Origin of the sequence: Ectobacillus funiculus (assembly GCF_004138295.1) — a bacterium.
Classification (GTDB): domain Bacteria; phylum Bacillota; class Bacilli; order Bacillales; family Bacillaceae_G; genus Ectobacillus; species Ectobacillus funiculus.
Genome location: NZ_SCFM01000017.1, coordinates 1 through 25,264 on the forward strand (window position 1 = coordinate 1; position 25,264 = coordinate 25,264).

The following is a 25,264-nucleotide window of genomic DNA, read 5'->3' on the forward strand; positions in this document are numbered from 1 at the left end:
GTTTTGTGTTTTGTTCAGTTTTCAAAGAACTTGTCCATCGCCTGAAAGCGACTTTTACATCTTATCACTTTCAAAACTCATTGTCAATAACTTTTATCAAAAGTTATTTTTTATGTTTGCCGCTCACAGCAGCGAATATAAATATAACAACTTTAAACTTCAAATGCAACCCTTCTTTTTAATTTTTCTCCGGCTCTCTACTTTGCTAATATATTGGATGAAATATGATAAATAACTCCTGAAACAACTCTCACCCACCATATCAAATGATCTTCCAGATGAAAACTTATACTTTCTCAAAAGAAAAAAAGCCATTACCTTATGACAAGTAACGGCTTTTACATCAAGCAGCTTTTGTTTTCGTTTTACGTACCCTTGTTCCAGAAAAACGGCTGTGCAGCACACTAGCTAATAGACGAGCTAGTACATTAAACATAAGAACCATCACAATTAGAATTGCCGCAGATTTTGTTGCAATTAAACCTGCATCGGGTACAATCCCCTCAGAATTTAGCTTCCAAATATGAACCGCCAATGTTTCGGCAGGACGAAACGGATTAAGCGGATGCATTGGACTGCTAAAATCTGCTGCTGAGTTAAGAAACGGAGTTGTTAATCCTGCAGTAAAGATTAAGGCTGCCGCTTCACCGAAGATTCTTCCTGCTGCTAAAATAACACCTGTGATAATTTGAGGCACTGCAGAAGGGATCATAATTCTTACAATTGTCTGCCATTTTGTAGCACCAAGCCCTAAGCTTGCTTCTTTTACACTATTTGGAATATCTACAATCGCATTTTCACAAACACGTGTTAAGCTAGGGAGATTCAAAATCGTAAGCGCAAGCGCGCCGCCCATAACCGTATATCCCCAGCCTGTCAATGTAACAAACACTAGTAAGCCGAATAAGCCTACAACAATAGAAGGAAGTGAAGCCATCGTTTCGATACACAAACGGACAAAGTTTAAAAATCGTCCCCTCTTCGCATACTCTGCTAAATAAATGCCGGCTCCAAGTCCGAGCGGGATAGATATAAGCAGCGTGAGGAACAGCATGTAAAACGAGTTAAGCAATTGTGGGGCAATCCCCCCGCCAGCTCTTGTGTTGCTAGGCTGTCCAAATAAAAAGTCAGGATCCCAGAATCCCCAGCCTTTAGAGAGAATTTGATACATAAAAAAAACTAATAAAACGACAACTAGGGATGCTAAGACATATAAAATCCCTGTCCAAATATTATTGACTGTTCTTGCGTTCATAAGTTAGCGTCCACCTCTTTGACCGATCGCTCGAATGATTAAAATAAAGATAAAAGAAATTAGGAGCAGAATCATAGCTAATGTCCATAATGCATTATTCCATGGAGTACCGTTTAAAGTATTCGTCATATCCATTGTTAAAATGCCCGTCAGTGTTGATGTTGGACTATATAAGCTTGTTGGAAGCTTAATTGTATTTCCGATTACCATCTGTACAGCCAACGCCTCGCCAAATGCACGGGCTAATCCAAGCACAATTCCAGTTAAAATGCCGCTTTTTGCCGCCGGAACAATAGCGCGGCTAATAGCTTGCCATTTTGTAGAGCCAAGACCATAAGAAGCTTCTAAATATTCAAACGGAACAGAACGGACTGCATCAGACGCAATGCTAGCAATAGTTGGTAAAATCATAATGCTAAGCACCACAATTCCTGCCACTAAGCTAAAACCAACCCCCCCAAACGAATCGCGCAAAAGAGGAATAAGAATCGTAACCCCTAATAAACCATATACAACAGAAGGAATTCCAACTAAAAGCTCAAGAACAGGCTTTAGAACCCTGCTTCCAAACTTTGGTGAAATTAAATTCATGAAAATAGCAAGCCCGATTGCAATCGGTGCACTAATAAGAACAGCTCCAATTGATACAACCATAGAACCTACAATAAAAATCAAAGCGCCAAATGCTGGCTGCTCACTATTTGGATTCCATTTTGTAGACGTCAGCATCTCCCCAAAAGAAATACCGCTTTGGGTAAAAGATTGAATACCTTTTGCACAAATAAACCCAATGATTGCCAGTGTAATAGCTACTATTAATATTCCACAAAACGTAACAAGCGATCTTCCTATATACTCGCTTTTTATATAATTGATTTGTTTTTGCCCCTTCATCCTCTTTTATCACCCTATCTACACGATATAAAAATGAACAGGACTAGGACTGGCTTGGTAGCCAGCCCATCACCCGTTTGTATTATTTGTTAAGCTCTTTCATTGGGATATAACCCATTTCCTCTACTTTTGCCGCAAAATCTTCACCAGCAACAAAATCAATGTAAGCTTTTACTGCGTCTTTTGCTTCACCTTTTGTAATCATATACTCATAAGACCAGAACGGATATTTACCTGCAGCAATGTTTTCAGTAGTAGGTTCTGCACCGTCAATTTTCACTGTTTTTAATGCGTCTTTTTTCTCGCCAACCATATAAGACATTGCAAGGTAGCTGATAGCACCAGGAGTTGAGTTAACTGCTTGCTCTACCGCACCGTTAGAATCTTGTGTTGTACCAATGCTGTCGTTCGCTTTTGTGCCATTTAAAATCGTCTTTTCAAATGTTGCACGAGTACCAGAGGATGCAGGACGGTTGATTACGTTAATTTTCTCATCCTTGCCGCCTACTTCTTTCCAGTTTGTGATTTTACCTGAGAAGATATCCGTAATTTGTTGAACTGTTAAATTGTCAACCGTGATGTCTTTATTTACTACTACACCAAACGCGATACCTGCTACTTTATTATCAACAAGCTCTTTTGCCTGAGCCTCATCTTGAATTTTATCCTTAGCTGGAACATCTGAGTTACCGATTTGAACTGCACCAGATGCTACTTGGTTAATACCCGTTCCGCTTCCGCCACCTTGTACTGTAATAGATACCTTAGGGTTGTCTCCCATAAATTCAGTCGCAGCCTCTTCAGCAAGCGGTTGTAATGCTGTAGAACCAGCCGCCGTAATTGTTCCAGACACCTCTTGCTTAGCAGTATTATCAGTCGTTTTGTTGTTTGCTGTGTCTTCAGCTTTTCCGCATCCAGCAAGCGCGCCAGTAATAAGTAAAGCTGCAATCGTGAATTTAAAACCTTTTTTAGCCATGTTTTTTTGGACCCCCATTATTTGCTTTTTCATTTTTGACACTAACTCTTTCGTGCCATCCTCTTAAGCACAACCTCATTGTAGGACAACAATATTATGTTAGTGTTAAGCGTTTTTTAATTTTAAGTAAAGGTGTGTATGTACTGTATTCTTCGCACTACAGCCCATTATATACGCATGAAAATTAAGGATTTTTACGGATAATTCTTAGAAAAATAGACTTTTCTTTTCAAGGAAAAAACCTTTTGTAAACGGATTGTAAACGAAATGTGCTCTTCACGTTCTTTTTCTTTACAAAATTCTCTGCACAAAAAGTTTTGCCTTAGGGCAATTCAGTTAGCACAATTTCAAATTGTAGCGAATACGTTAGAAATATATCTTGACAACAAACGGCTGAATTAAATAATATTTTATTAACGAAAAGTTTCCCTAAGGCAAATTTTTAAGCTTATACTAAAAAAATAGAGGTGGGATAACTCTTATGGATTCAACTAAAAGTCAGCCCCTTTCTCAATTCACAACGGGGCATATCGTCAGATTAGAACGGATTGAGCTTCAAGGGACATTAAAACGTCGATTACTCGATCTAGGATTTATTCCAGGCGCTATTGTTAAGGTGCTTCAAAAAAGCCCGCTTGGAGATCCTGTTGCTTATCAAGTAAGCAGTACAACTATCGCGTTACGAAAAGAAGAAAGCTCCCTTATATTCTGCAAAAGTATAGGAGATGAACAGTATGAGTAAATATCGCATTGCCCTAGCAGGAAACCCGAACACCGGAAAAAGTACACTGTTTAATACATTAACGGGATTACGGCAGCATACGGGTAACTGGACAGGAAAAACTGTAGCAAAAGCAGAGGGAGAATATTTACACAATGAGCAAGGCTATATCATTGTTGACTTGCCCGGCACATACTCCCTTCACTCTAATTCTGCAGACGAAGAAATTGCACGCGATTATATTATTTTTGAAAAACCTGACGTGACCGTCGTAGTGCTCGACGCTACCGCAATGGAGAGAAATTTGAATCTTGCTCTTCAAGTGATGGAAATGACAAACAATGTTGTTGTATGTGTAAATTTAATAGATGAAGCAGAAAAAAAGGGAATTACGGTGGATGCAGGGAAGTTGTCTCACTCGCTTGGTGTGCCTGTTGTAAAAATCTCAGCTAGAAATAAAACGGGTCTGAAGCAGTTACTTGATACGATTGAACTCGTAGCAAAAGGGACATTAGAACCAAAGCCATATCAAGTAAGGTACAGTGATTCTATTGAAAAAATGATTACTGCGCTTGAACCCGAGGTAAAGAAACTATTTCAAGATGCATACCCAATCCGCTGGGTAGCACTGCGTATGCTCGATGGCGATAAAAGCTTGTTGGAAACCCTACAGCAAAACTATAAAACACCATCTATGAAGGAGGTTTTTGTTAATGGAGTATCGTTCAGCCAATGAAGCGCCTTCTCTTGAGCAGCTTGTTCAACATGCAAAACACTTAGCCGGAGAAAGTATCCATGATGATATTGTTGCAAGCATTTACCGCTCCTCGCATAGTATTTGCGAGACGGTTGTTTCTTATAAAGATCGGGAAAGGCTGCGCCGCTCTGAGAAACTCGATAATATTTTCACATCTCCTATCTGGGGATTCCCGATTATGCTTGCCATGCTTTCTGCTATTTTTTACTTAACAATTGCCGGGGCCAATATCCCTTCCTCTATGTTGGCTGAGTTTTTTGGCTGGATAGAGGGTTACTTAACAATTTGGTTCAAAGCTGTGCATGCGCCAGATTGGCTATACGGGGTGCTCGTTCTCGGCCTATTCCGTGGAACTGGTTGGGTAATTAGCGTTATGCTGCCTCCAATGGCCATATTCTTTCCTGCCTTTGCTCTGTTAGAAAACTATGGGTACCTGCCGCGGGTGGCTTTTAATATGGATCGACTCTTTAAAAGGGCCGGAGCTCACGGTAAGCAATCCTTAACAATGGCAATGGGTTTTGGTTGTAATGCCGCTGCGATTATGTCGACACGGATTATCGAATCGCCGCGCGAACGCATACTCGCTATTCTGACAAACAATTTCGTTCCTTGTAATGGTCGATGGCCGACGCTCATCCTTCTTGCTTCCTTGTTCATGGCGGCCGGCTATACAGGTGGTCTACAAACATTTGTCACATCGGCTGTCGTCGTTGGAATGGTTGTATTTGGCATAATTATCACTCTCACCGTATCATGGGTTCTTTCCAAAACTGCATTACGAGGAGTTCCTACTCAATACACACTAGAATTGCCGCCTTACCGTAAGCCGAAGTTTTGGAATACAATTATTCGGGCTACTCTCGATAAATCAGTATATGTATTGAAACGGGCCGTCATAGTAGCCGCACCCGCCGCTATATTAACATGGGTATTAGCTAATATTTATATCGGTGATACAAGTATTTTAATGTATATCGTGAACTTTCTTGATCCGTTTGCTCAGCTTCTTGGATTAGATGGCTTTATTTTAGCCGCCTTCATCCTTGGTCTTCCAGCAAATGAAATTGTCGTACCAATTTTGCTGATGGGCTACTTAGCAACAGGATCATTGACAGAAGTAGAGGATTTAACACAACTGAAGCAAATCTTTCTTGATCAGGGATGGACATGGCTAACCGCATTAAATATGATGTTATTTTCACTCCTCCACTTCCCTTGCGGTACAACATTAGTTAATATTTATAAAGAAACGAAAAGTATAAAATGGACATTTTTATCCTTCGCCATTCCGACAGTTCTTGCTATAGTGATAACATTCCTTGTTGCACAAATTGTAAGAGCGCTTGGACTTGTATAAAGAAAACTTCCTGATTGGCAAATCGCTAGGCGAAGACAAAAACATGGTTGCACTTACTCTTTATTCCTAAAATTTTCTACTACGTAGAATAAACTTCTCGTTAGAAGTTTATCTTCCTAAAAACAGGGACGGTTTAGTCTAGCCGTCCCTGTTTGCTTTAGGAAAGAAAGACGTCGCCTTCCAGTTTCACTCTGTAGCGATGAGCAAGTCGACTTGATGCCGCTGCTGCAATCGCTCCTACTAAGTCATCCAAAAACGCGTGAACCTTTCCAGATGACTTATCATTCAGCTCCTGCAAAACCCCTGTCTTCAACTTATCAATATACCCATAATTTGTAAAACTAATACTGCCGTACAAATTTAAAATAGAAAGAGCTAGTATTTCATCTATTCCATACAAGCTCTCATCTTGTTTAATCAACTGCTGAAGCGGTGCGGATAACTTACCATTTTCAGCCAATAGATCAAGCTCAATCCCTGTTAATAGCGCATGCTGTACCTCTCGCTTCTTTAATACGTGCTCAATGCTCTCTATACAATCCTGCATTGTCAAATCCGGAATATATGCCTTTTGCAAGAACATTGTTAATTCTGCAATATCCTCAATTCGAATCCCGCGCTCTTGTAAAGCCTGCATCGCAGCATTTTGCACCTCATTACTTGGAACAAAAGAATGATCCATATTAACAGCCTCCTTTTCCCTCGTGAATCATTGCTTATATTCTGCAATCAGATTCTCTTCTAGACGAGGAGAATATCTCCTGTGCTGATTCTCTCCCTCACTACGTTCTCCTCCTTTATCATTTTCTCGAAGAAGCCCCCCGCTTCAAGGAGCGGTAGCGAGTAAGCGGTGAGTAGTTCAAGGTATTATCAATATTCGATAATTAAAATTCATCGATAAATAAACCGTTAGGAAAGGACAGAGATGTAGTACTGTATTCCTTAAATTTCCGACTACGTCGAATTGTCTTCCAGCTAGAAATTTATACTTTCTTAAAGTGTAAAAAAAGAACCCTTCAAACGAAAGGTTCCGTAGTTATACATTTTACGTATCATGAAGCAAAGTTATTTCCCCTAGTCAGCATTTGCTTGGAGAAGGCTGAGTGCAGCTTCAACAAATAGAGCGGTTCCCATCGGAAGTCCGTCCTCGTCAATCGTAAACCGCGGATGATGATGAGGATACATAATACCCTTTTCCTCATTGCGAGCACCAATAAAGAAAAAGCAGCCCGGCGCCTTTTCCAAAAAGGCGGAAAAATCTTCGCCTGCCATCGTTGGAGCAAGCGAAACAACATGTTCTTTTCCGAACAGCTCTTGCGCAGTTTTCTCTATATGAGCTGTTACCTCATCGTTATTCACAACAGGACGATATCCATACTCATAAGCAAATGTGTAGGATGCCCCGTGAGCTTCCGTTACTCCCTTGACTATTTTCTCAATACGATTTGCTGTAATTCCCCTCAAATCATGGCGGAGACTCCGGACAGTTCCGGCAATTTCTGCTTTATCCGGAATGACATTATGTGTAGTACCAGCTTGAAATTGCGTTACAGAAACAACAAGAGGATCTAAAGGATTTGTGTGCCGGGACACGATTTGCTGTAATTGCGATACAATATTCATGCCAATCACAATGCTGTCAACCGTTTCATGAGGGATGCCTGCATGCCCGCCTTTTCCAAATACCGTAATTCGAAATACATCAGGTGATGCCATTGCAGAACCATAAACAATACCAATTTTCCCTACTGGAAGCGGAGACCAAAGATGCGCACCAATTACATAATCTACCCCATTCATCACACCGGCTTGTACCATTTCCTCTGCCCCGCCTGGAAAATCCTCCTCAGCATGCTGAAACAAAAAGCGAATCTCGCCGCAAACCTCATCCTTACGCTGCGAAAGCTCATATGCCACACCGAGGAGCATCGCAGTATGTCCATCATGCCCACATGCATGCATTTTACCTGGGTGCTTCGACGCGAACGCAAACTCATTTTCCTCTTGGATAGGCAATGCATCCATATCAGCGCGAATTGCAATCGTTTTCCCTGGCTTTTCCCCGATTAATCGAGCCATTACGCTGTATTTTGTAGGACGCGATACCTCTAAATGTGAGAAGGTACACAACGTATCAAATACAAATTGAGATGTTTTCTCCTCTTGAAAGGATAATTCTGGATACATATGTAGATATCTTCTCCACTGTATAAGCTGTTCCTTTGTCACAATTGCTTTCATGTCTGTTCCCATCCTCCTCATCCCCCTCTTTACCGTTTCCGGTGACAGCTATATTTCCTTTTATTGTACCAAAAAATAGTACACTCTTCTTTAAGAAATGCATAGAAAAAGTTGATACACTCCATCTTTCTAACGACAAGAGCGCTGAATAAATATTAAAAAGCAAAAGCCATCCTCTCTGCTACAGAAAAGTTGTTACTCCGGTAATAAAGAAATGGCTTGCTTTCCCATTTGCACCCACGCTTGTTCAAACTGCTTTCGTGGATGCGCTGTTCTAGGTCCGGTCTCTAATGGATCATTTACATATACATATGTTTCGTCATACCCGACAATTACCACGCTATGTTCATGGTATGTAATTTTCGCCTCTCCTGCACTTGTTTGCCATGTTTCAAATTTGCTATCTGGCAAAGACTGAAACGTAGCATTTGTAATAACCCAAACTGGCGACCCGAGGCCGATCATTTTATATACAGCCTCGATATCACGGCCTGTTAAATCTATCACCTTTCCAGGTGCATACCGTTGCGCGAGTTCATAGATCGGCTTATGATAGACCCCATATCCCGGTTGCGAAAACGTATATATATTCCCAACAAATCCTTCATTAGGATTGCCATGCTTGCCGGCTGTTTGAAATGGAACCTTTGCAATTTCCTGCGCAAGCGTCATTTTGTCAACATTCACGCCACCGTATTGTAACAGCATTGCCAGACTGGTCACCTCGCAGCCTCTCTGCAACTCCGGCAGCTGCTGCAAAAAAGGAACATGCTCAATTGTCGCTTGTTTCTTTAAATATAACTGCAGCTTTGTACCTAATTCCTCTGTTTCTTGAATTAACTTGTCCTTTTGTCTTTCTATCATATCTGGAAAATCAGAGGCACATGCGGAAGCAAAAAGCGCAAATGGCACAAAACTTATTGCATATTTCATCACTTTGAGCATATTGGATACTCCATTTAATTATTTTTCTTCTTATTGTACAAGAGGAAGGACTTCTCGAAAACTCATATTTTTTTCCTGATTGGACCTACAAAGGAATAGCATCTCTCTGCTCCTTTTTACCTGAAAAGAGATTTATGCGGCTTTGTTTTCTTAAAACATATCTCCTATTATAGATAGATATGGAGCAAAACAATTAGACTTCCGTTAAATTGCATTCTCTTAAGTTACAGTAAGGGAATATATTTAACATTATTTCACGAAAGAAGTTTTTAGAATATTAAAACTATTCAAAATAGTAATCTTATCTAAAACCTTCCCCTTAAATATCCAAATAAGAAACATATTATCTATTTTGCCATCACTTTATTCCGAAAGAAAATTTAGAATATGGAGATGCGGTGCTTAAAATAGTATACAATATGGCTGTGCTGCGGATTTAGCACACAGTCTGTAATAAGACTCACAAACAGGGGTTTATTTGTGTCTATTTTTCAACAATATTCGTCACACTATTGCTAATAAAAGATTCATAGGTTTATATTATTTTATTGGCATAGTGACAGTCAAAACAGAAAGGAGATTTATACCGTGCAATCTAAGAAAGCATTTTGGAAACTTGCTTCACTTCTTCCACTATCTTTTGTATTGTTCCTTAGTGGCTGCGATATGAAGATGGCCGTTTTGAACCCACAAGGTCCTAATGCGCAAAGCCTAAAGGACTTGATTAGTTGGTCATTTTGGCTAATGTTAGTGATCATTGTGGTAGTATTTGCATTATTCACGATTATCATCATTAAATATCGTGAGAAGCCTGAGAATATGGGGTATGAGCCTCCTGATCAGCATGGCAACACGCTGTTGGAAATCATTTGGACATTGGTTCCTGTCATTATTGTTATTGCCTTGGCAATTCCAACAGTAAAAACAACATATGCACTGGAGAAACCTCCAGAAAGTACGAAAGACAAAAAACCAATTGAAATTTATGTTACATCCGCAAACTGGAAATGGCTATTCAGCTATCCTGAAGAGGGAATTGAAACAGTCAACTACTTAAAGATTCCAGAAGATACTCCAATTAAGTTTAAACTTACTTCAGTTGGCCCAATGAATGCCTTCTGGGTACCAGAACTTGGCGGTATGAAATATACAATGGATGACATGGTTATGGATTTGTATTTACAAGCTGACCATCCTGGAGATTATTTAGGTCGCAGTGCTAACTTCTCTGGTAAAGGCTTCGCCGATATGGAATTTACAGTTGAAGCTGAAACACAAGAAGGCTATGAAAAATGGGTAAAAGAAGTAAAGGGAACTGCTTCTAAACTAACAAAAGAAAAATATAACGAAATTATTGAGCCTGGTGTAGTAGGTCGGATGACGTTCTCAAGCAACCATCTAAATTATGTAGATCCAGATTCTCTTGAGTATTGTGACTATAACTACTACAAGAACAAGAAATAATAACTTTCAATTAAGATTGGAGTGACTAAAGTGAAGCTTGACGAATTTTTTGTCACAGGTGACCCGATTATTTACGGTGCGGATGCTTCCATCGTTCTTGTAACACTCGGGGTCATTTATGTGCTGACAAAGTACAAAAAATGGAGATGGCTTTGGGACAATTGGTTAACAAGCGTTGATCATAAAAAAATTGGCGTTATGTATATTATCTCTGCCATATTAATGTTATTCCGTGGCGGTATGGACGGAATGATGATGCGTGCGCAATTAACATTTCCTGACTCACCGTATTTAAATTCACAGCACTATAATGAAATCTTTACAACGCACGGTACTGTTATGATTCTCTTTATGGCAATGCCGTTCGTAATCGGTTTAATGAATATCGCGGTTCCACTGCAAATTGGTGCTCGCGATGTAGCATTCCCATATTTGAATGCAGTTAGCTTTTGGTTGTTCTTTGTAGGTGCAATGCTATTTAACATTGCATTCGTTATCGGTGGTTCTCCAGATGCAGGCTGGACAATGTACTTCCCGCTTGCCAGTCCAGAGTTCACACCTGGCATCGGCAATAACTACTACGCAGTTTCACTGCAAATTGCCGGTATTGGTACATTGATGACAGGGGTTAACTTCCTTGTTACGATTTTAAAAATGAGAACACCTGGTATGACACTAATGAAAATGCCAATGTTCACATGGTCTATTTTAGTTACTTGTGTCATTATTATCTTTGCTTTCCCAGTATTAACAGTGGCACTTGCTTTAATGACATTTGACCGTTCATTCGGTACGCACTTCTTTACACTGGCAGACGGCGGTATGCCAATGCTTTGGGCGAACCTGTTCTGGGTTTGGGGTCATCCTGAAGTATATATCGTTATTTTACCAGCGTTCGGTATTTTCTCTGAAATAGTAAGTACATTCTCTCGTAAACGTCTATTCGGTTACAATGCGATGGTATACTCAATGATCGCAATCGCAGTTTTAAGTGCCCTTGTATGGCTGCATCACTTCTTTACAATGGGTAACAGCCCGGCGGTTAACTCGTTCTTCTCCATTTCAACAATGGCGATTTCGATTCCGACAGGTGTAAAAATCTTTAACTGGTTATTCACGCTTTATAAAGGGCGTATTCGCTTTACAACACCAATGCTTTGGACATTGGCATTTATTCCAAACTTCGTAATCGGCGGTGTGACAGGGGTAATGCTTGCGATGGCAGCAGCTGACTATCAATACCATAACAGCTACTTCCTAATCGCCCACTTCCACTACGTGTTAATCGCTGGTACAGTATTTGCAATGTTTGCAGGTTTAATTTATTGGTATCCAAAAATGTTCGGTCATATGCTAAACGAACGTTTAGGGAAATGGACGTTCTGGTTGTTCATGCTTGGCTTTAACGTTTGTTTCTTCCCGCAATTCTTCTTAGGTTTAGATGGTATGACTCGTCGTATGTACACATATGACTCAAGCATTCCTGGCTGGTTAGGTTTAAACCAACTATCCTCTGTTGGTGCGGTAATGATGGGTATCGGATTCTTAATTCTTTGCTATAACATCGTATGGAGCGCGCGTTACGGCGAGCGTGACCTAACAGGTGATCCATGGGATGGCAGAACGCTTGAATGGGCAACACAATCTCCTGTTCAGCATTATAACTTCGCTGCTCTTCCAGAAATCAAGCACTTAGATGCTTGGTGGCACATGAAGAAAAATGGCGAGTCCCATGTTGATGTGAAAAATATTAAACCAATTCACATGCCAAGCAACACAAACCTGGCATTCCCATTGGGAATTATCTTCTTTATCGCTGGGTTCGGTTTAATATTCCAGTGGATTCCAGTTGCAATCGTTGGCGGTGTTGGTATCGCAATCGGATTGTACCTGCGTTCGTTTGATTATGACAATGGATACTACATTGCCGTAGAAGAAATTAAAAAGACAGAAAAAGTAGCATAGAGAGGTGAAAGCACAATGGCAGCAGTGAGTGAAGAATACAAAAATGCTCCGCTGGAATATCAAGACGGCCAAGGCCGCTTGAATATCCTCGGGTTCTGGATTTTCCTTGGAGCGGAAATTGTTCTGTTTGCAACGCTTTTCGCTTCTTACTTGGTGTTGGCGGGCCGTACAGCAGACGGCCCAACACCGCTGCATCTTTTTGAACTAGGACCGTTGTTGGCACAAACACTCCTTCTTTTAACGAGTAGTTTCACTTGCGGTATCGCAGTTCATGAAATGCGCAAGCATAATTTAAAAGGTCTTATTGTTTGGTTTGTTATTACCTTACTTTTAGGCTTAGGCTTCTTAACCCTAGAAATCAATGAGTTTGCGACTTATGTGCATGAAGGCGCAACAATTCAAACAAGCGGCTTCTTATCAGGTTTCTTTACTCTTCTTGGAACGCACGGAGCCCACGTTACAGTCGGAACATTCTGGGCAATCGGAGTTATTATCCAGCTTGCGAAGCACGGCTTAACGCCAATTACAGCAAGAAAAGTGTTCATCATTTCATTATACTGGCACTTCCTTGACGTAGTTTGGATTTTCATCTACACATTTGTATACTTGAACGGGATGGTGGCGTAATTATGGCACAGCATAACACACAATCAGCTTCACACCATCATAAAGGGTTTCCTTGGTCACATGTTTTCGGATTTGTTTTATCCTTAGTACTAACATTTGCAGCATTATATTTAGCACTGTACACATCACTTCCTTTCTCTACAATTATTACAGTCATTGGGATTATGGCATTTTTACAAGCTGCTTTACAGCTTGTGATGTTCATGCATATGTCTGAAGGAGAAGGAATTACACAAACGATTACGATCATCTTCAGTTTCTTTATTGCTCTTGTTACTGTCGGTGGTACAATTTGGATTTTCTTTACAATGTAATGAAAATGGCAGTCTCTTCACAGAGACTGCCATTTTGTTATACTTTAAGAAAGGATAAATTTCTAGCTGGAAGATCATTCGACGTAGCAAGAAATTTTAGAAATAAAGTGTAAGTGCAACTACACCTTTGGCTTCGCCTAAGGACAGGGCTCGCCAATCGGCGAGTTTTCTTTATGTTTTCTGTATCTCTACTTAGTGTGATCAGTACACTTATTTGTTCTACATACGATTACGGTACAAAGAAATATGAAAAACAGTCATTTGAACAAGAAGGATAAATAGAAGCAGATAAATGGGATATTCAGGAAAGGATGAAGAAATAATAGGGTAAAACGGTAAAAGACATGCACAAAATGGGACAACCGTCCAAATGGCGATAAATGCGCTGCGACATGCTTTGGCAGTGATTTCCTGCTCCCTTTCATCAGCCTCTGGGAAAAACAAAGGAAACAGCCAAAAAGAAAGCTTTGTCTGCTTTTGCTTTCTCGATACATACATAATAATAAAGCTTAATAAGAATGCCAGTATAAACGGGCTAACATTCATCGTTATTCCCCAAAGTGGCGCTGGATTTTGCAAAATATAAGAGAATCGTACATTAGAACGATATAACTCCAATATCCCCCAACCAAATAAAAAAACGAATAAAATATTGAGTAAATAAGAACGAAGCACTGCATTCATACCCTTTCCTCCTTTTCCACTAACCAAAATACATCTTCCATTTTCATTTGAAATACATTACAAATTGTTAATGCAAGCAAAAGTGAAGGAACATAATCGCCTTTTTCAATAGCAGCTATCGTTTGTCTGGTAACGCCAGTTCGCTCCGCCAACACTCCTTGAGAGAACTGAAATCGTGCGCGCAATTCTCTAACCTTATTTTCAATACTCAAATACACCACCTCTATGAGCTATTGTATAATCGAATCAACAAAAAGTTAAGTATATTTAACAAAAAATAGATAAAATTGGTTTTTGAGGTATAAAAAGTAATGCCCTTTATAAGTTTTATGATAAAGGGTTTTGGATCTAGAAGTTATCCAGAAAACTCGTTGATTAGTGAGCCGTTAGACGAGGACAGAAGCGCAGTTGCAGCTTCACTTCATCCCCAAAATTTCCTGATACGTTGAGCTTGCTTCTAGCTGGAAATTTATACTTTCTTAAATAAAAAAAAGCATCGTCCAGAAGGACAATGCTTTTTTATTAATCAAACACAATAACTTTAACTTGTTTTACACCCCAGTTAGCTGCAGCTCCCTTAGATGGCAGAAGAACATCAATTCTATGACCTTTGATCTTTCCACCTGTATCCCCAGCTATCGCATAACCGTATCCTTCTACCCATACCTTCGTACCGAGCTTAATCACACTAGGATCTACTGCAATTAGCTTCATATTTGGATTTGCACCAATATCGTAGCCTGATGCTGTGATTTGTTCATGAGATGGACCGTCATACGGCGTGTACGCTGTTGCTGTTACATATAACTCGCGTCCGCCTGAAGAGTCTTTAGCAGAAGAGTCAGAGTTAGCAGCTGGCGTCTGTGCATTTGCCGCTTGCTGCGCTTGTGCCTTTTGCTGTGCTTGTGCTTCTTGCTGCGCTTTTGCCTCTTGCCGCGCTTGTGCTTCTTGCTGTGCTTGTGCTTCTTGCTGCGCTTGTGCTTCTTGCTGCGCTTTTGCAGCAGCCGCTGCAGCAGCCGCTTGTCGAGCTAATTCAGCCTCAATCGCTTTCATGCCTGCCTCTATATTCGCTTTTTCTTGTTGGGCAAGGGCAATAGAGTTATTAATGTCATTATACTTTGCTTGCACTGCCTGCAAAGCTTGCTGCTTTTTTGCTACATTGTTTTGAAGCTCCACCTGCTGTTTGCCCAATTTCTCTCTATCAGCCTCAAGAAGTTCCTCTTTTTGCTTAATAATTTCTTTATCATGTTCAATTTGCTCAAGGTCTTTTTGCTGAATCTGTAAAATGTCTTGGTCTGCATTTAGCAATGTTGAAACGGCCTGCATTCTCTCTAGCAGCTCTGCCAAATTATCAGAGTTAATAATAATATCAACAATTACATGCGTATTGTCATTTTCTTGAATAGATACAACACGATTACGCATAACATCCTTACGAGCAAGTACTTTATCCTCTAATTTAATAATTTCTGCTTTCTTCTGTTCAATAAGCTCATTCGTTTCCTTGATGCTTTGCTGAACTTTTGCTATTTCAGCCTCATTTTCTGCAACGATGCTGTTAATGCTCTGCAGGTCCTGCTGCAAGCCTTGTATTTCTGCTGAAACTGCTTGCTTTTCCTGCTCCTTTTGCTGAATGCTTGTATCACTTTGCTGCAATTGCTGCTGCAACTGACCCAATTGATCGCCGTTTTCCTCGGCACGGGCTGCAACTGTGCTCGAAATACATAGAGCACCTGTCAGTATAAGTCCTGCTATTCGCCTCATATACTTCATGCCTCTACCCCTCTCTCTGTACTATTTATAACATAAAAATGTTTCAATTCCTTTACAAACACTTTAAGAAATATAGAATTTCTCTATATATGAATAAAATTTTTGATTTTCTTTTGGTTTTTATTACAAATTATTACATAAAATCCAATTTACAACCAATTTCTTACAACTATAAATTACAATTTAGCTCATTAATTTTACTCATCTTAGAGAAACGAAATTTCAAAAATATGTTAGCAAAAAACAACAAATATAATATAGAAATAGAAAAAGTGCCGTAAATGGCACTTTTCTATTTCTATTCAGCATTAAGACGCTTTTAACTTGGTCTTTTGCCGCTTGTGAGAAGCAAAGCTATGTAAAATCATCCCCAGCATAACAAGCACCATACCAATGCAAGAAACACTGGATGGCAGCGGCGCAGATAACATCAGCATTTCTCCGCCCACAGCAAAGATAATCTCTCCGGATTGTGTCGCTTCAATTGCAGCTAGCTTTCGGACATCTCCCTTTGCTAAGTCTGTTGCAGCAAAAAATAAAACAGTAGCGATTACACCTGAGCTAATTGCCACAAAAAAGCATTGCAGCACCTGACTACTAGACGGTGCACCGGAGACGCTCCATTCATACGCACTTAATAGTAGCCAAACCGGCAGTGTCATAATCGTCATACCGAGCACACGCTCAAATGGCCCTATCCTTCCTTTGCATACCTCCATCATTTTCCGATTTCCAAGTGGATACGCAAAAGCAGCAATCATGACTGGCACAATACAGCCTAGCGCCTCCTTGATTCCTAATGCTGACGCATGCTCAACCTGCATGAACATAACACCTGTAAAAATAATAAGCGACATACTAAATCCCTTTAACGGCATTCGTTCGCGCACCCGTTCTCCATTCACACGCTTATAAAACAAGGGTGTGAGCAAAATACCAGCAATGATAGTCACTTGCCATGTAGATGCAATAAGCCATCCTGGTCCAAACGAAGCCGCAAAGCAAAGCGGTGCATAAAATAAAACAAAACCAATAAAGCTCCATATGAACCATTGAAAAGGCTGTTTTTTCATCGTAAGAAACAAGGATGTGAGCTTACCGCGTACCCCTACAATCACTAGAAGGAGAGGTATCATGAAGAAATAACGCAGTGCTGCGCTCCAAATCCAGCTCCCACCCTCTAAATCCATAGCCCTATTCAGGATAAATGTAAAAGCAAAAAAGAAGGATGCGAATAGTCCCAATGCAATCGCCTTCATGCCTTCCCTCCTCATATTTATTTTTAGCCTTATAAATTATACAAAAAATTTCTGCAACGTAATATAAATTTCATTAAAAATGCATTTTCTTCCTAGTGCCAATCTTATATGATAAAAATGGAATTATAGATACTGGAGGATTAGAAATGAAGGAATTCGAAAAGGTTCCGTACCGTGCAATCACTGTATGGAAACAGCGTGCCGCACTTATGCACGCTATCATTTGGATTGTATTTGGAGTCGGTTTTTTCTATGCGCAGCATTATAACATTCCCCTCTTTCCTCTTGCCATCATCGGAGGTTTGCTTCTCATATGGTCTATTTTACAAATAGGAATTTTACCGCGCTTACGCTGGCGATTTCATGGATACCGCATCACAGAACAGGATGTTTGGCTATATGATGGCGGCTGGTCACAGAAAACAACGGTTGTTCCCTTATTTCGTGTGCAGCATGTACAGCTTGGGCAGGATCCATTTTTACGGCGAGCAAATTTAGCTAATGTCGAGCTTGAAACTGCTGCAACAAAGCATCATATTCGCGGTCTTGACTTGTATCAAGCAGAAGAGCTCCGCGACTTACTTTTGCAGCGTCTAAAGGAGGAAAAACATGTATAACTACCGCCGCCATCCGCTCGTAATTCCTATGGGGGCAATTCGTTCTCTATGGGCGGCGATTTTACCGATTCTTTTTTCATTCGGACAAGCCATGCACAAAGGAGAAGGATTTTCATTTCTCACGAACTTTGGCATATTGATCGGCCTTATTCTCCTTCTCCTCATCTTTGAATTTTTAAAGTGGCGTTCATTTACATATGAATGGAATGACAAAGAAATTCGTATCGCAAGCGGAATATGGACAAAAACAAAAACAAGCGTTCCTAGAAGTGCTATTACAGCTGTTGACCGCAGTGCTAATCCAATTATGAAATTGTGCGGCCTTGTAACATTGAAGCTAGAAACCGCAGCTGGCGGCAAAGAGGCAGACGTTATACTTTCTTACATCCCAGATCATTTGGCAGAAGAATGGCTAGAAGAAGAGCAACATTCATACACGGCATATCGTTTTACTGGCAAAGAGCTTTTTCTATACGGCGCATCTTCTCCCGCAACGCTTGTTGCCATGGGTGCAGTCATTGGTCTCCTAAGTGACTTTTGGAGTCCAGACCACATTCTCGAAAAAAAGGAATGGTGGAAGCATCAAGAGCTCTGGTTATGGATTGCTGGACTAGCTGGGGCTGTGCTGCTTCTTTGGATCATCGCCTCCCTAGTTGTCGCAAGCAAATATTATGGTTTTACATTAGAACGAAACGAGGGTGTGCTCACAATCTCGAAAGGTCTTTGGAATCGCAGAACAATGCGGATCCGTGCAGGGCAAATACAAAGTCTCGTACTTATGCAACATCCGCTGCAAGCATTGTTCGGTTATGTGAGCGTACGTGCACATCTTACCTCATCGAGCGATGAAGACGGATCATTTGATAATGTTCTCTTTCCTCTCTTAAAGAAACGAGATTTAAACAGCTGGATAACCTACTACACCCCAGAATATACACTCCCTTTAGGAAAAACACCGCTTCCAAGACAGTTCCAGAGAGCTCCTATTTGGCGTAACATCATCATGACAGCTTGGACATTACTACTGTTCTTTTGGAAGGCATGGACGCTTTGGATTACCGTCCCGCTTATTTTGATAGCGGCAGGGCTCGGATATCTACAAGGTAAAACTGCTGCATGGGATGTAACAGACTATCATATCGCCTTCACATCGCAACGATTTGCGAAATGGACAGCCATTATCCCAATGTCACGCATTCAATGCGTAAAAATATATACAACACCTTTTGGAAGACAGCGCGGCTACAGCACCATTGCTGTCCACCATATATCTAGTTTTGTTGGTCATGCTGCTGAGCTTTCATATGTACCAACACCTGTTGCAAAGCGCATTGTATCTTTATATCAAATGAATAGAAGAAAAAAAGTCATATGTTAACACAAAACCATTCTTAATATGTCTAAGGTTGAGCTATCATAGCAATCTTAGGCATATTCTATTTACACAGTATTTGTATCAGAAGTGTGGATATCTGCAGCTTTTCCTATCCATACAGAAGACAAACCTTTGGGCGAAGCTATATTTCATGTTGCTTCCTGCAAAAAAAAAAAAAGAGGTGACTGTCATATGGACAATTCCCTCTTCCTCAATCAAGCTCCCTGTTCTTTTTTCCCATTATTCTTCTTCAGCCTATATATACACAAGCCCAATCAAAAATCGAATAGGCTCCTATCATCCTCCCAATGCATATTCTACATTGTATCTTTTATACTTACATCTGAGGAGGAATACTGTATGCATGAAATTGGAGAACCGTTTCGCCCATATAACAACGACCATACCGACCACAAAGACCACAAAGACCATAAAGAAGGCGGTAGTAGATTTTCAAAGGAGTTTGCGTTAATTATTGTGCTGTTTATTTTATTGATTATTATCGGTGCAACTTGGTGTGGCGGATTTGGCGGTCAAAGCTGCGCTCCTGTATACGGCTACGGCTACGGGCCTTACTACTGCTAAATCACTAGCCTCTCTCTAACAAGCCCTACCCTCTGCTCTTAAAAAAGCTCCTTGTGTTGGAGCTATTGTCTAGCGGACACTGCCGCTCCGTCCCTGAGCAAACCTACCATGCAAAAGACAAAAAATGCTTTGCACACAGGTTGTTCTTCCACAGGAGACGGGGCAAATAATGTCCGCTTTTCTTATTTCACTTTAAGAAGGTATAGGTTTCCAGCTAGAAATTCATTCGACGGAATGGGGAATTTTAGTAAAGAAAACTCGCCGATTGGCTTGCCCATCAGCTGAAACACCGCTACTAGGATTTATTATAAATTGGAAGCATAATTTCCACTTCTGTTCCCTGATTCACTTCACTTTTAAATACAATTCTCCCTTTATGAGACTCTACTATTCGATAGCTCACAGTCAACCCGAGACCGGTTCCTTTTTCCTTATAAGAAAAGAACGGCTCCCCAAGATGCTTAATGCGTTGCTCCGGAATTCCGCATCCATTATCCCTTACACGTACAAGCACCATATTCTCCTTCGTTCGGCTCAACGCAACTTGAATTTTTGTTGCTCCCGCTTCTACCGAGTTTTTAATAAGGTTAATAAACAACTGCTTTAACTGATTTGATTCGCATTCAATCAAAGGCAGATTTTGCTCAGCCTCAATATCAATTTCTGCACTGTATAGGTTGGTCTGTGATTCAAGAAGTGCTTTTACATCCTCCACGATAGAGATAATATTATCCTTCTTGAAATGCAATGTTTGCGGCTTTGCCAGAACGAGCAGCTCACCGACGATATGGTTAATCCTATCCAGCTCATTTAACATAATGTTGTAATAATGCGTATGTCCAGCATCTCCCTTTTGCAAAAGCTGTACAAATCCCTTTAACGAAGTAAGCGGGTTGCGAATTTCATGCGCAACACTTGCGGCTAATTCTCCGACTATGGAAAGCTTTTCTGCACGTCGCAGTCTTTCTTCTGTTTCTTTTATTTTCGTAACATCCTTCGCATATCCAGTAACACCAACAACTTTATTTTCAATAATAATGGGAACGGACGTACATTCAAAACTCATTTTCATGCCGTCCCTTCGCACAATCTCCAGTTCTTTACCTTTACTGCTTACTCCAGTTGCAATAATTCGTGAAAACTCATCGGTCACTCTTTCTTTATCCTTCTCAGAGATAAACGAAAGAATAGATGTTCCAATAACATCCTCCTTTTTATATCCTATCAAGTCTTCAAATATTGGATTCAGGTTCGTAATATTCCCTTGCAGATCAATCATATACACGAGATCCGGGTTATATTCAAACAGCGATTTATAACGCTGCTCACTTTCTTCTAGCTGCTTCTTCGCTTCCTTGCGCTCTGTAATATCCCGTCCAATTACAACCAGCCCTTTACGGCTGCCGTCTTCAAAAAACAAAGGAACCTTAATTGTATCAAATACCTTAAAGGTTCCGTCCGGAAGGGGAACACTCTCTTCACAATGTGTTAATTCACCCGCTTGCCATGTCTCTTCATCCGATATTTCACAATATTCTAAAGCTTCTTTATAGAAAGACGTATATTGGGCAAGCTCAGAATCCTTTTTCCCTCGGTAATCTACATGTTCTAAGTGAAACAGTTTCAAGCCGAATTCATTCGCCAGAATCCATCTTCCTTCTCCATCCTTAAAGTTGACAAAATCAACCATTGCATTAATCAACGTGGATAACCTTTGCTCCTCCTGCCTAACGTGCTGCAGTTTCTCCTCCTTTTTTAATAAAAAATAAATAAAGCCGCCTACTATGGCGATGTATATACTCCCTTTTACCCGCTGCCATAATGCAATGTCAAAAGTATCTATATAAGTCTCGAGTAAAGAATCTGTCGCATATAGCCAAATAACACTTAAAGTTATATATGCGATTAAAACCTTTTTCTTATTCAATACATTCTCACCCTTTTACGCTATACTTAGCTCCACATTTTTTGATTCTAACGCTCCTATACTAAATTTACAATGAAAAAGTAATGAATTCTTTTGAATTACTCTCCAAACATTTATATTTCCAAATTTACCTTTGGGTTTTTTCGGAATTCCTTCTAATTTTTCTCATTTTCCTCGTATGTTCGGAACTATTTGGAAAACAATAAAGGCATAATAAAAGAAATAGGAGGAAAAAACATTGTTGAAATCATTCATTGCTTCACTTTTTGCTGTCTTCATTTTCACCTTTGTTGCACCTTTTTCATCGCTTGCGGCTGTTCCAGAGGAAGAACTCAGTATCTATTTAGAGGATATTGGGTGGACAAGAGATATAATGGATATGTACGTGGAGCGCGCATCCCGTGGAACAAAAACATTAGCTTCCTTTGATTCTCTGGATGACCTAGCAGCCTACCTCGGACCACTCACAACGGAGGAGCAAGCACTGCAGGCTCTTTTGGATAAATACGGCTATACAAAGGCTGAAGCTAATAATCTGCTTCGTAAATATAACACTTCTGTAGATGAGTACACCTTTGTAACTGAATTAGATTTAGATCTTCTTGATATTCTAGCTAAACAACAGCAAACAGAAAATGGAGGACAATTGCCTGATACCGCGGGTAACTATACACTATATGCCCTATTTGGTATTGCCTTGGCAGCCTTCGGAAGCTTTTTTGTCTATAAGGGGCTTGTTGTAAAAAAATGAGAAAAATGGCTTTTTTCACTCTTGGTATCTTGCTTTGTACAATCGGAGGGTATCTTTTATATACGAATGGACAACAATTCACGAAAGGTAACACGCGGTCCCACTATAAACAAATACGAGTGCACACATTGCCCACTCTCGATTCTCAGCCTGTCTATCTAAGAGCACCCGCAAAGGGGGAAGTCCTCGGAACATTGGATATTCCTGCCCTGCATATGAGTCTACCTATTTATGAAGGGACGGATAAACAAGCGCTGCGAAAAGGTGTTGGCCACTATATAAGAAGTGTTCTGCCCGGCCAGACCGATAACTGTGTATTATCTGGGCATAATGACAGCGTGTTTCGCCGCTTGGACGAAATACAAAAAGGGGATGATTTTATCATTCAAACAAAGGCTGGCATCTTTACGTACCGTGTTACACATATGAAAATTACCGATCGAAACGATAAAACGGTTATTGTGCCAAAACCAAAGGCTTCACTTACCATCACGACATGCTATCCGTTCCGCTATATCGGCTACACATCAAAACGATATGTAGTAGAGGCAGCTCTTGTGGCACAGCATGTCCACGGTGATTCGAAGACCTCAAAAGCACCCGCATGAAAGAGGAAGGGGTCGATACTATACGTAAAATAAGCCTTAAGCAATTTGTACATGTGCTCAAGGCTTATTTCTCACTGTAGGAAATTATACATTTCCAACTAAAAGTTATTTACCGTAGTTAAAAGTTTTAGGAATACAGTGTAAGTGCAACTCCCCTTCTGTCTTCGCCTAACGGCTCACCAGTTGGCAAGCTTTCTTTAATTCGCTTATTCGATCGACTTAACATATCCAGCAATAGCCTTTATTTCCTGGGGGGATAGCGTATCCCGCTCTGGATATTGATGCTTCTCAATTGCTTCCTCAACCGTTTTCGCGCTTCCATCATGTAAGTAAGGCGCAGTCGCCCATACCCCCCTTAAGGTTGGCGGATCAAACTGGCCGGATGAACGCGGGTTCGTATAATCAGCTCTTGCATCTCCATTTGAATCCTTATCCAGTGGATTGGCAGTACCGATATTATATAAGAATTGCGTATTGCTTGTCGTTAACGTTCCCTTTCCATCAACCGCCTGCGTACTCGATGTAAAATACTCCCCTCCGTGACAGCTCAGGCAATTGGCTTTCCCCTGAAACAGCTCTTCCCCTTGCTTTGCTGTCGAAGTAAGCTCTCCGTGTGCATCACGGTAAGGACTTTTCGGGACAGGAAACGAGGTTGGTTCATTTAAATAGGCAAGCAATGCATCATACATATGCTGGACATCTGGCGAAATCGGCTTACTTGGGTCAACATCCATCATGCCGCCCATCTCATTCTGCACTGTATGGATATAATCTGTAAAATCATCTCGTGAGCCATCCCACATGAACAAGCCGGTTTTCGTTGCCAAAATATTGCTTGGCACGTTACGTGGTCCTTTTGCGCTCATAAGTGTTAACGAATTAATATCACCATCGCTATGGCATGACGCACAGCTCATCCAATTGTTTCCGGTAATTTCGTCGGCAAACTCATCGCTGTTCGCGCTATAAAAAATTGTTTTTCCTTCTCTCACAAGCGAGGAAAGCGAATCTTTGGCAATTAATTTTATCTTTGTATCTGTAGTTTTCACCTTGGCATAAGAGGATTCATCATTGGCTTGCAAAACAGCTAAATCATGACTCATCGCATTATGAACAAGAAGCTCTCCGCTTTCCTTCAAAAATACGAGTCCTCGCGGATTATTTCCAGGAATGCGTCTCACAACTTGGGAAGCCTTCCCTCCGCGCGCAAGATCAAATACGACAATATCTTCGCTTCCTGACATCACAACAAATGCTTTCGTTCCCTTTGAGTTGAAGGCCACATCATAAGGATTGGACACAATCATCGTATTGTTTTGATTGTCCTTCACGTTCATCTCCTCGAAGAGTTCCTTTCGCTGTTCGACGATTTCTTCGTCCTTCTCCATATCAATCACCGAAACAGCAGGAAAAATTGTTTCTTCAAAATGAATAACTGTATCTGTATTTGTCACTAAGTGCATAACCCAAGCTGTTTTTCCATCAGGCGCAATGACAAACTGCTCAATTGTATTTGGGGTCCCTTGGCTTTTTTTCCGATCTTCTTTATCGGGCGAAGCTGCAAGTGTAATTGTTTTTTGCACCTTATTTGTTTCTGTATCTACAACGCTGATAGTTCCATCCAAATAGTGCGGTACGTATAATTTTGTGCCATCAGCGGTAAGCGCTAATGTTCTAGGTCGATCTCCTATCTGAATAGAAGCTGTTTGCTTTTTTTTCTGTATATCAATGACAGAGACTGTTCCCGAGCGGAAATTGGCTACATATAGCTGCGTTCCATCTTGGCTTGTTACAAGCCCAAACGGTTCCTGCTCCGTCTTAATATGACTTACGACTTTGTTCTCTTTTAAAGAAACTATATCAATACGATTATCATACATACACGATACATATAAATACGCCTCGTCTGGGCTTAATGTCAGCTGGCGCGGTTCTTGACCGACTTTAATTTCTTTTTCCACCTTCTTAGAGGCAGTATTTACAATTGAAATGGTATTCACGTCAATATTTGCAATGTACGCCCATTTCCCATCCTTGCTCGTAACAATATTATCGCTATGAACTGCTGCATCCCTTATAACCTTATCTTTTGATGTAGCCATGCTACAACCTGCAAACGCTCCTATACAAAGGAGCGTCAGCAGGAAAAGAAAGAGCTTTTTCATCACT

At 40.6% G+C, this 25,264-nt stretch carries 25 protein-coding genes; 13 read left to right on the plus strand and 12 right to left on the minus strand.

Annotation, left to right across the window (positions count from 1 at the left end; all coding sequences use genetic code 11):
* Positions 1–235: hypothetical protein (locus EP737_RS26020; RefSeq protein ID WP_205650936.1), on the plus strand; the 235-nt coding region annotated here is incomplete at its 5' end.
* Between the two features lie 108 nt (positions 236–343).
* Here the strand turns inward: EP737_RS26020 and pstA are convergent.
* From pstA to EP737_RS12885, 3 genes are all read right to left on the minus strand, one after another.
* Positions 344–1,255 (minus strand): phosphate ABC transporter permease PstA, encoded by a 912-nt coding sequence (gene pstA, locus EP737_RS12875; protein ID WP_129728381.1) that lies wholly within the window; start codon positions 1,253–1,255, stop codon positions 344–346.
* Positions 1,256–1,258: 3 nt separating this feature from the next.
* Positions 1,259–2,149: a phosphate ABC transporter permease subunit PstC gene (gene pstC, locus EP737_RS12880; RefSeq protein WP_129728382.1), complete on the minus strand. Its 891-nt coding sequence runs from the start codon at positions 2,147–2,149 to the stop codon at positions 1,259–1,261.
* Positions 2,150–2,231: 82 nt separating this feature from the next.
* The gene (locus EP737_RS12885; protein ID WP_129728383.1) at positions 2,232–3,125 is read right to left on the minus strand and encodes a phosphate ABC transporter substrate-binding protein PstS family protein; all 894 of its coding nucleotides are present in this window, start codon (positions 3,123–3,125) and stop codon (positions 2,232–2,234) included.
* A 481-nt stretch (positions 3,126–3,606) separates the two neighbouring features.
* Here EP737_RS12885 and EP737_RS12890 point away from each other — a divergent pair, with 481 nt between their 5' ends.
* The 3 genes from EP737_RS12890 to EP737_RS12900 are packed head-to-tail and all read left to right on the plus strand — an operon-like array spanning position 3,607 to position 5,960.
* Positions 3,607–3,867, plus strand: coding sequence for a FeoA family protein (locus EP737_RS12890; protein WP_129728384.1), 261 nt, complete (start codon positions 3,607–3,609; stop codon positions 3,865–3,867).
* On the plus strand, positions 3,860–4,582 hold the full coding sequence (locus tag EP737_RS12895; protein ID WP_129728385.1) for a FeoB small GTPase domain-containing protein: 723 nt from the start codon (positions 3,860–3,862) through the stop codon (positions 4,580–4,582). The genes EP737_RS12890 and EP737_RS12895 overlap by 8 nt, the downstream gene beginning before the upstream one ends.
* Positions 4,560–5,960: a nucleoside recognition domain-containing protein gene (locus EP737_RS12900; RefSeq protein WP_129728386.1), complete on the plus strand. Its 1,401-nt coding sequence runs from the start codon at positions 4,560–4,562 to the stop codon at positions 5,958–5,960. Before EP737_RS12895 ends, EP737_RS12900 begins: the two co-directional genes overlap by 23 nt.
* A 157-nt stretch (positions 5,961–6,117) precedes the next feature.
* Here the strand turns inward: EP737_RS12900 and EP737_RS12905 are convergent, their stop codons facing one another.
* From EP737_RS12905 to EP737_RS12915, 3 genes are all read right to left on the minus strand, one after another.
* Positions 6,118–6,642: a phosphatidylglycerophosphatase A family protein gene (locus EP737_RS12905; RefSeq protein WP_129728387.1), complete on the minus strand. Its 525-nt coding sequence runs from the start codon at positions 6,640–6,642 to the stop codon at positions 6,118–6,120.
* A gap of 392 nt (positions 6,643–7,034) precedes the next feature.
* On the minus strand, positions 7,035–8,213 hold the full coding sequence (locus EP737_RS12910; RefSeq protein WP_129728388.1) for a M20 family metallopeptidase: 1,179 nt from the start codon (positions 8,211–8,213) through the stop codon (positions 7,035–7,037).
* A gap of 183 nt (positions 8,214–8,396) precedes the next feature.
* Positions 8,397–9,065 carry a C39 family peptidase gene (locus EP737_RS12915; protein ID WP_246040250.1) on the minus strand — a complete coding sequence of 223 codons (669 nt, stop codon included), beginning with the start codon at positions 9,063–9,065 and terminating at the stop codon, positions 8,397–8,399.
* A 669-nt stretch (positions 9,066–9,734) separates the two neighbouring features.
* Here EP737_RS12915 and qoxA point away from each other — a divergent pair.
* Genes qoxA through qoxD form a run of 4 tightly spaced genes read left to right on the plus strand, consistent with a single transcriptional unit; the run spans position 9,735 to position 13,516 of the window.
* Positions 9,735–10,610 carry a cytochrome aa3 quinol oxidase subunit II gene (gene qoxA / locus EP737_RS12920; protein WP_129728390.1) on the plus strand — a complete coding sequence of 292 codons (876 nt, stop codon included), beginning with the start codon at positions 9,735–9,737 and terminating at the stop codon, positions 10,608–10,610.
* 30 nt (positions 10,611–10,640) lie between these two features.
* The gene (gene qoxB / locus EP737_RS12925) at positions 10,641–12,575 is read left to right on the plus strand and encodes a cytochrome aa3 quinol oxidase subunit I (protein WP_129728391.1); all 1,935 of its coding nucleotides are present in this window, start codon (positions 10,641–10,643) and stop codon (positions 12,573–12,575) included.
* A gap of 15 nt (positions 12,576–12,590) precedes the next feature.
* Positions 12,591–13,202 carry a cytochrome aa3 quinol oxidase subunit III gene (gene qoxC / locus EP737_RS12930; protein ID WP_129728392.1) on the plus strand — a complete coding sequence of 204 codons (612 nt, stop codon included), beginning with the start codon at positions 12,591–12,593 and terminating at the stop codon, positions 13,200–13,202.
* 2 nt (positions 13,203–13,204) lie between these two features.
* Complete coding sequence (gene qoxD, locus EP737_RS12935; RefSeq protein ID WP_129728393.1) at positions 13,205–13,516, plus strand: cytochrome aa3 quinol oxidase subunit IV; 312 nt, start codon at positions 13,205–13,207, stop codon at positions 13,514–13,516.
* A 219-nt stretch (positions 13,517–13,735) separates the two neighbouring features.
* Here the strand turns inward: qoxD and EP737_RS12940 are convergent, their stop codons facing one another.
* From EP737_RS12940 to EP737_RS12955, 4 genes are all read right to left on the minus strand, one after another.
* A complete protein-coding gene (locus EP737_RS12940) occupies positions 13,736–14,200 on the minus strand; it encodes a DUF2178 domain-containing protein (protein ID WP_129728394.1) in 465 nt (154 codons plus the stop codon).
* A complete protein-coding gene (locus tag EP737_RS12945; RefSeq protein WP_129728395.1) occupies positions 14,197–14,421 on the minus strand; it encodes a helix-turn-helix transcriptional regulator in 225 nt (74 codons plus the stop codon). Before EP737_RS12945 ends, EP737_RS12940 begins: the two co-directional genes overlap by 4 nt.
* A gap of 301 nt (positions 14,422–14,722) precedes the next feature.
* A complete protein-coding gene (locus EP737_RS12950) occupies positions 14,723–15,973 on the minus strand; it encodes a 3D domain-containing protein (RefSeq protein ID WP_129728396.1) in 1,251 nt (416 codons plus the stop codon).
* A 308-nt stretch (positions 15,974–16,281) separates the two neighbouring features.
* Positions 16,282–17,232 (minus strand): DMT family transporter, encoded by a 951-nt coding sequence (locus tag EP737_RS12955; protein ID WP_129728397.1) that lies wholly within the window; start codon positions 17,230–17,232, stop codon positions 16,282–16,284.
* A 146-nt stretch (positions 17,233–17,378) separates the two neighbouring features.
* On the opposite strand from EP737_RS12955, the gene EP737_RS12960 reads away from it, so the two are divergent.
* The 3 genes from EP737_RS12960 (at position 17,379) to EP737_RS12970 (ending at position 19,809) form a co-directional block, all read left to right on the plus strand.
* Complete coding sequence (locus EP737_RS12960; protein ID WP_129728398.1) at positions 17,379–17,849, plus strand: PH domain-containing protein; 471 nt, start codon at positions 17,379–17,381, stop codon at positions 17,847–17,849.
* A complete protein-coding gene (locus tag EP737_RS12965) occupies positions 17,842–19,227 on the plus strand; it encodes a PH domain-containing protein (protein ID WP_129728399.1) in 1,386 nt (461 codons plus the stop codon). Before EP737_RS12960 ends, EP737_RS12965 begins: the two co-directional genes overlap by 8 nt.
* Before the next feature lie 357 nt (positions 19,228–19,584).
* The gene (locus EP737_RS12970) at positions 19,585–19,809 is read left to right on the plus strand and encodes a YjcZ family sporulation protein (RefSeq protein ID WP_129728400.1); all 225 of its coding nucleotides are present in this window, start codon (positions 19,585–19,587) and stop codon (positions 19,807–19,809) included.
* Positions 19,810–20,104: 295 nt separating this feature from the next.
* On the opposite strand, the gene EP737_RS12975 is transcribed toward EP737_RS12970, so the two are convergent.
* Positions 20,105–21,736 (minus strand): PAS domain-containing sensor histidine kinase, encoded by a 1,632-nt coding sequence (locus EP737_RS12975; protein ID WP_129728401.1) that lies wholly within the window; start codon positions 21,734–21,736, stop codon positions 20,105–20,107.
* Between the two features lie 238 nt (positions 21,737–21,974).
* Here EP737_RS12975 and EP737_RS12980 point away from each other — a divergent pair, with 238 nt between their 5' ends.
* Positions 21,975–22,487, plus strand: coding sequence for a processed acidic surface protein (locus tag EP737_RS12980; RefSeq protein ID WP_129728402.1), 513 nt, complete (start codon positions 21,975–21,977; stop codon positions 22,485–22,487).
* Positions 22,484–23,095: a class D sortase gene (locus EP737_RS12985; RefSeq protein WP_129728403.1), complete on the plus strand. Its 612-nt coding sequence runs from the start codon at positions 22,484–22,486 to the stop codon at positions 23,093–23,095. Before EP737_RS12980 ends, EP737_RS12985 begins: the two co-directional genes overlap by 4 nt.
* 206 nt (positions 23,096–23,301) lie before the next feature.
* On the opposite strand, the gene EP737_RS12990 is transcribed toward EP737_RS12985, so the two are convergent.
* The gene (locus tag EP737_RS12990) at positions 23,302–25,260 is read right to left on the minus strand and encodes a beta-propeller fold lactonase family protein (protein WP_129728404.1); all 1,959 of its coding nucleotides are present in this window, start codon (positions 25,258–25,260) and stop codon (positions 23,302–23,304) included.
* Positions 25,261–25,264: the final 4 nt, after the last annotated feature.

Bases quoted from the DNA above. Each gene is read 5' to 3' on its own strand.
- qoxD (WP_129728393.1), top strand. From the start codon at position 13,205: ATGGCACAGCATAACACACAATCAGCTTCACACCATCATAAAGGGTTT.
- EP737_RS12905 (WP_129728387.1), bottom strand. From the start codon at position 6,642: ATGGATCATTCTTTTGTTCCAAGTAATGAGGTGCAAAATGCTGCGATG.
- EP737_RS12970 (WP_129728400.1), top strand. From the start codon at position 19,585: ATGCATGAAATTGGAGAACCGTTTCGCCCATATAACAACGACCATACC.
- EP737_RS12940 (WP_129728394.1), bottom strand. From the start codon at position 14,200: ATGAATGCAGTGCTTCGTTCTTATTTACTCAATATTTTATTCGTTTTT.
- EP737_RS12990 (WP_129728404.1), bottom strand. From the start codon at position 25,260: ATGAAAAAGCTCTTTCTTTTCCTGCTGACGCTCCTTTGTATAGGAGCG.
- EP737_RS12955 (WP_129728397.1), bottom strand. From the start codon at position 17,232: ATGAAGGCGATTGCATTGGGACTATTCGCATCCTTCTTTTTTGCTTTT.
- EP737_RS12960 (WP_129728398.1), top strand. From the start codon at position 17,379: ATGAAGGAATTCGAAAAGGTTCCGTACCGTGCAATCACTGTATGGAAA.
- EP737_RS12890 (WP_129728384.1), top strand. From the start codon at position 3,607: ATGGATTCAACTAAAAGTCAGCCCCTTTCTCAATTCACAACGGGGCAT.
- qoxC (WP_129728392.1), top strand. From the start codon at position 12,591: ATGGCAGCAGTGAGTGAAGAATACAAAAATGCTCCGCTGGAATATCAA.
- EP737_RS12900 (WP_129728386.1), top strand. From the start codon at position 4,560: ATGGAGTATCGTTCAGCCAATGAAGCGCCTTCTCTTGAGCAGCTTGTT.
- pstA (WP_129728381.1), bottom strand. From the start codon at position 1,255: ATGAACGCAAGAACAGTCAATAATATTTGGACAGGGATTTTATATGTC.
- EP737_RS12915 (WP_246040250.1), bottom strand. From the start codon at position 9,065: ATGATAGAAAGACAAAAGGACAAGTTAATTCAAGAAACAGAGGAATTA.
- EP737_RS12950 (WP_129728396.1), bottom strand. From the start codon at position 15,973: ATGAAGTATATGAGGCGAATAGCAGGACTTATACTGACAGGTGCTCTA.
- EP737_RS12895 (WP_129728385.1), top strand. From the start codon at position 3,860: ATGAGTAAATATCGCATTGCCCTAGCAGGAAACCCGAACACCGGAAAA.
- EP737_RS12885 (WP_129728383.1), bottom strand. From the start codon at position 3,125: ATGGCTAAAAAAGGTTTTAAATTCACGATTGCAGCTTTACTTATTACT.
- EP737_RS12965 (WP_129728399.1), top strand. From the start codon at position 17,842: ATGTATAACTACCGCCGCCATCCGCTCGTAATTCCTATGGGGGCAATT.
- pstC (WP_129728382.1), bottom strand. From the start codon at position 2,149: ATGAAGGGGCAAAAACAAATCAATTATATAAAAAGCGAGTATATAGGA.
- EP737_RS12985 (WP_129728403.1), top strand. From the start codon at position 22,484: ATGAGAAAAATGGCTTTTTTCACTCTTGGTATCTTGCTTTGTACAATC.
- EP737_RS12910 (WP_129728388.1), bottom strand. From the start codon at position 8,213: ATGGGAACAGACATGAAAGCAATTGTGACAAAGGAACAGCTTATACAG.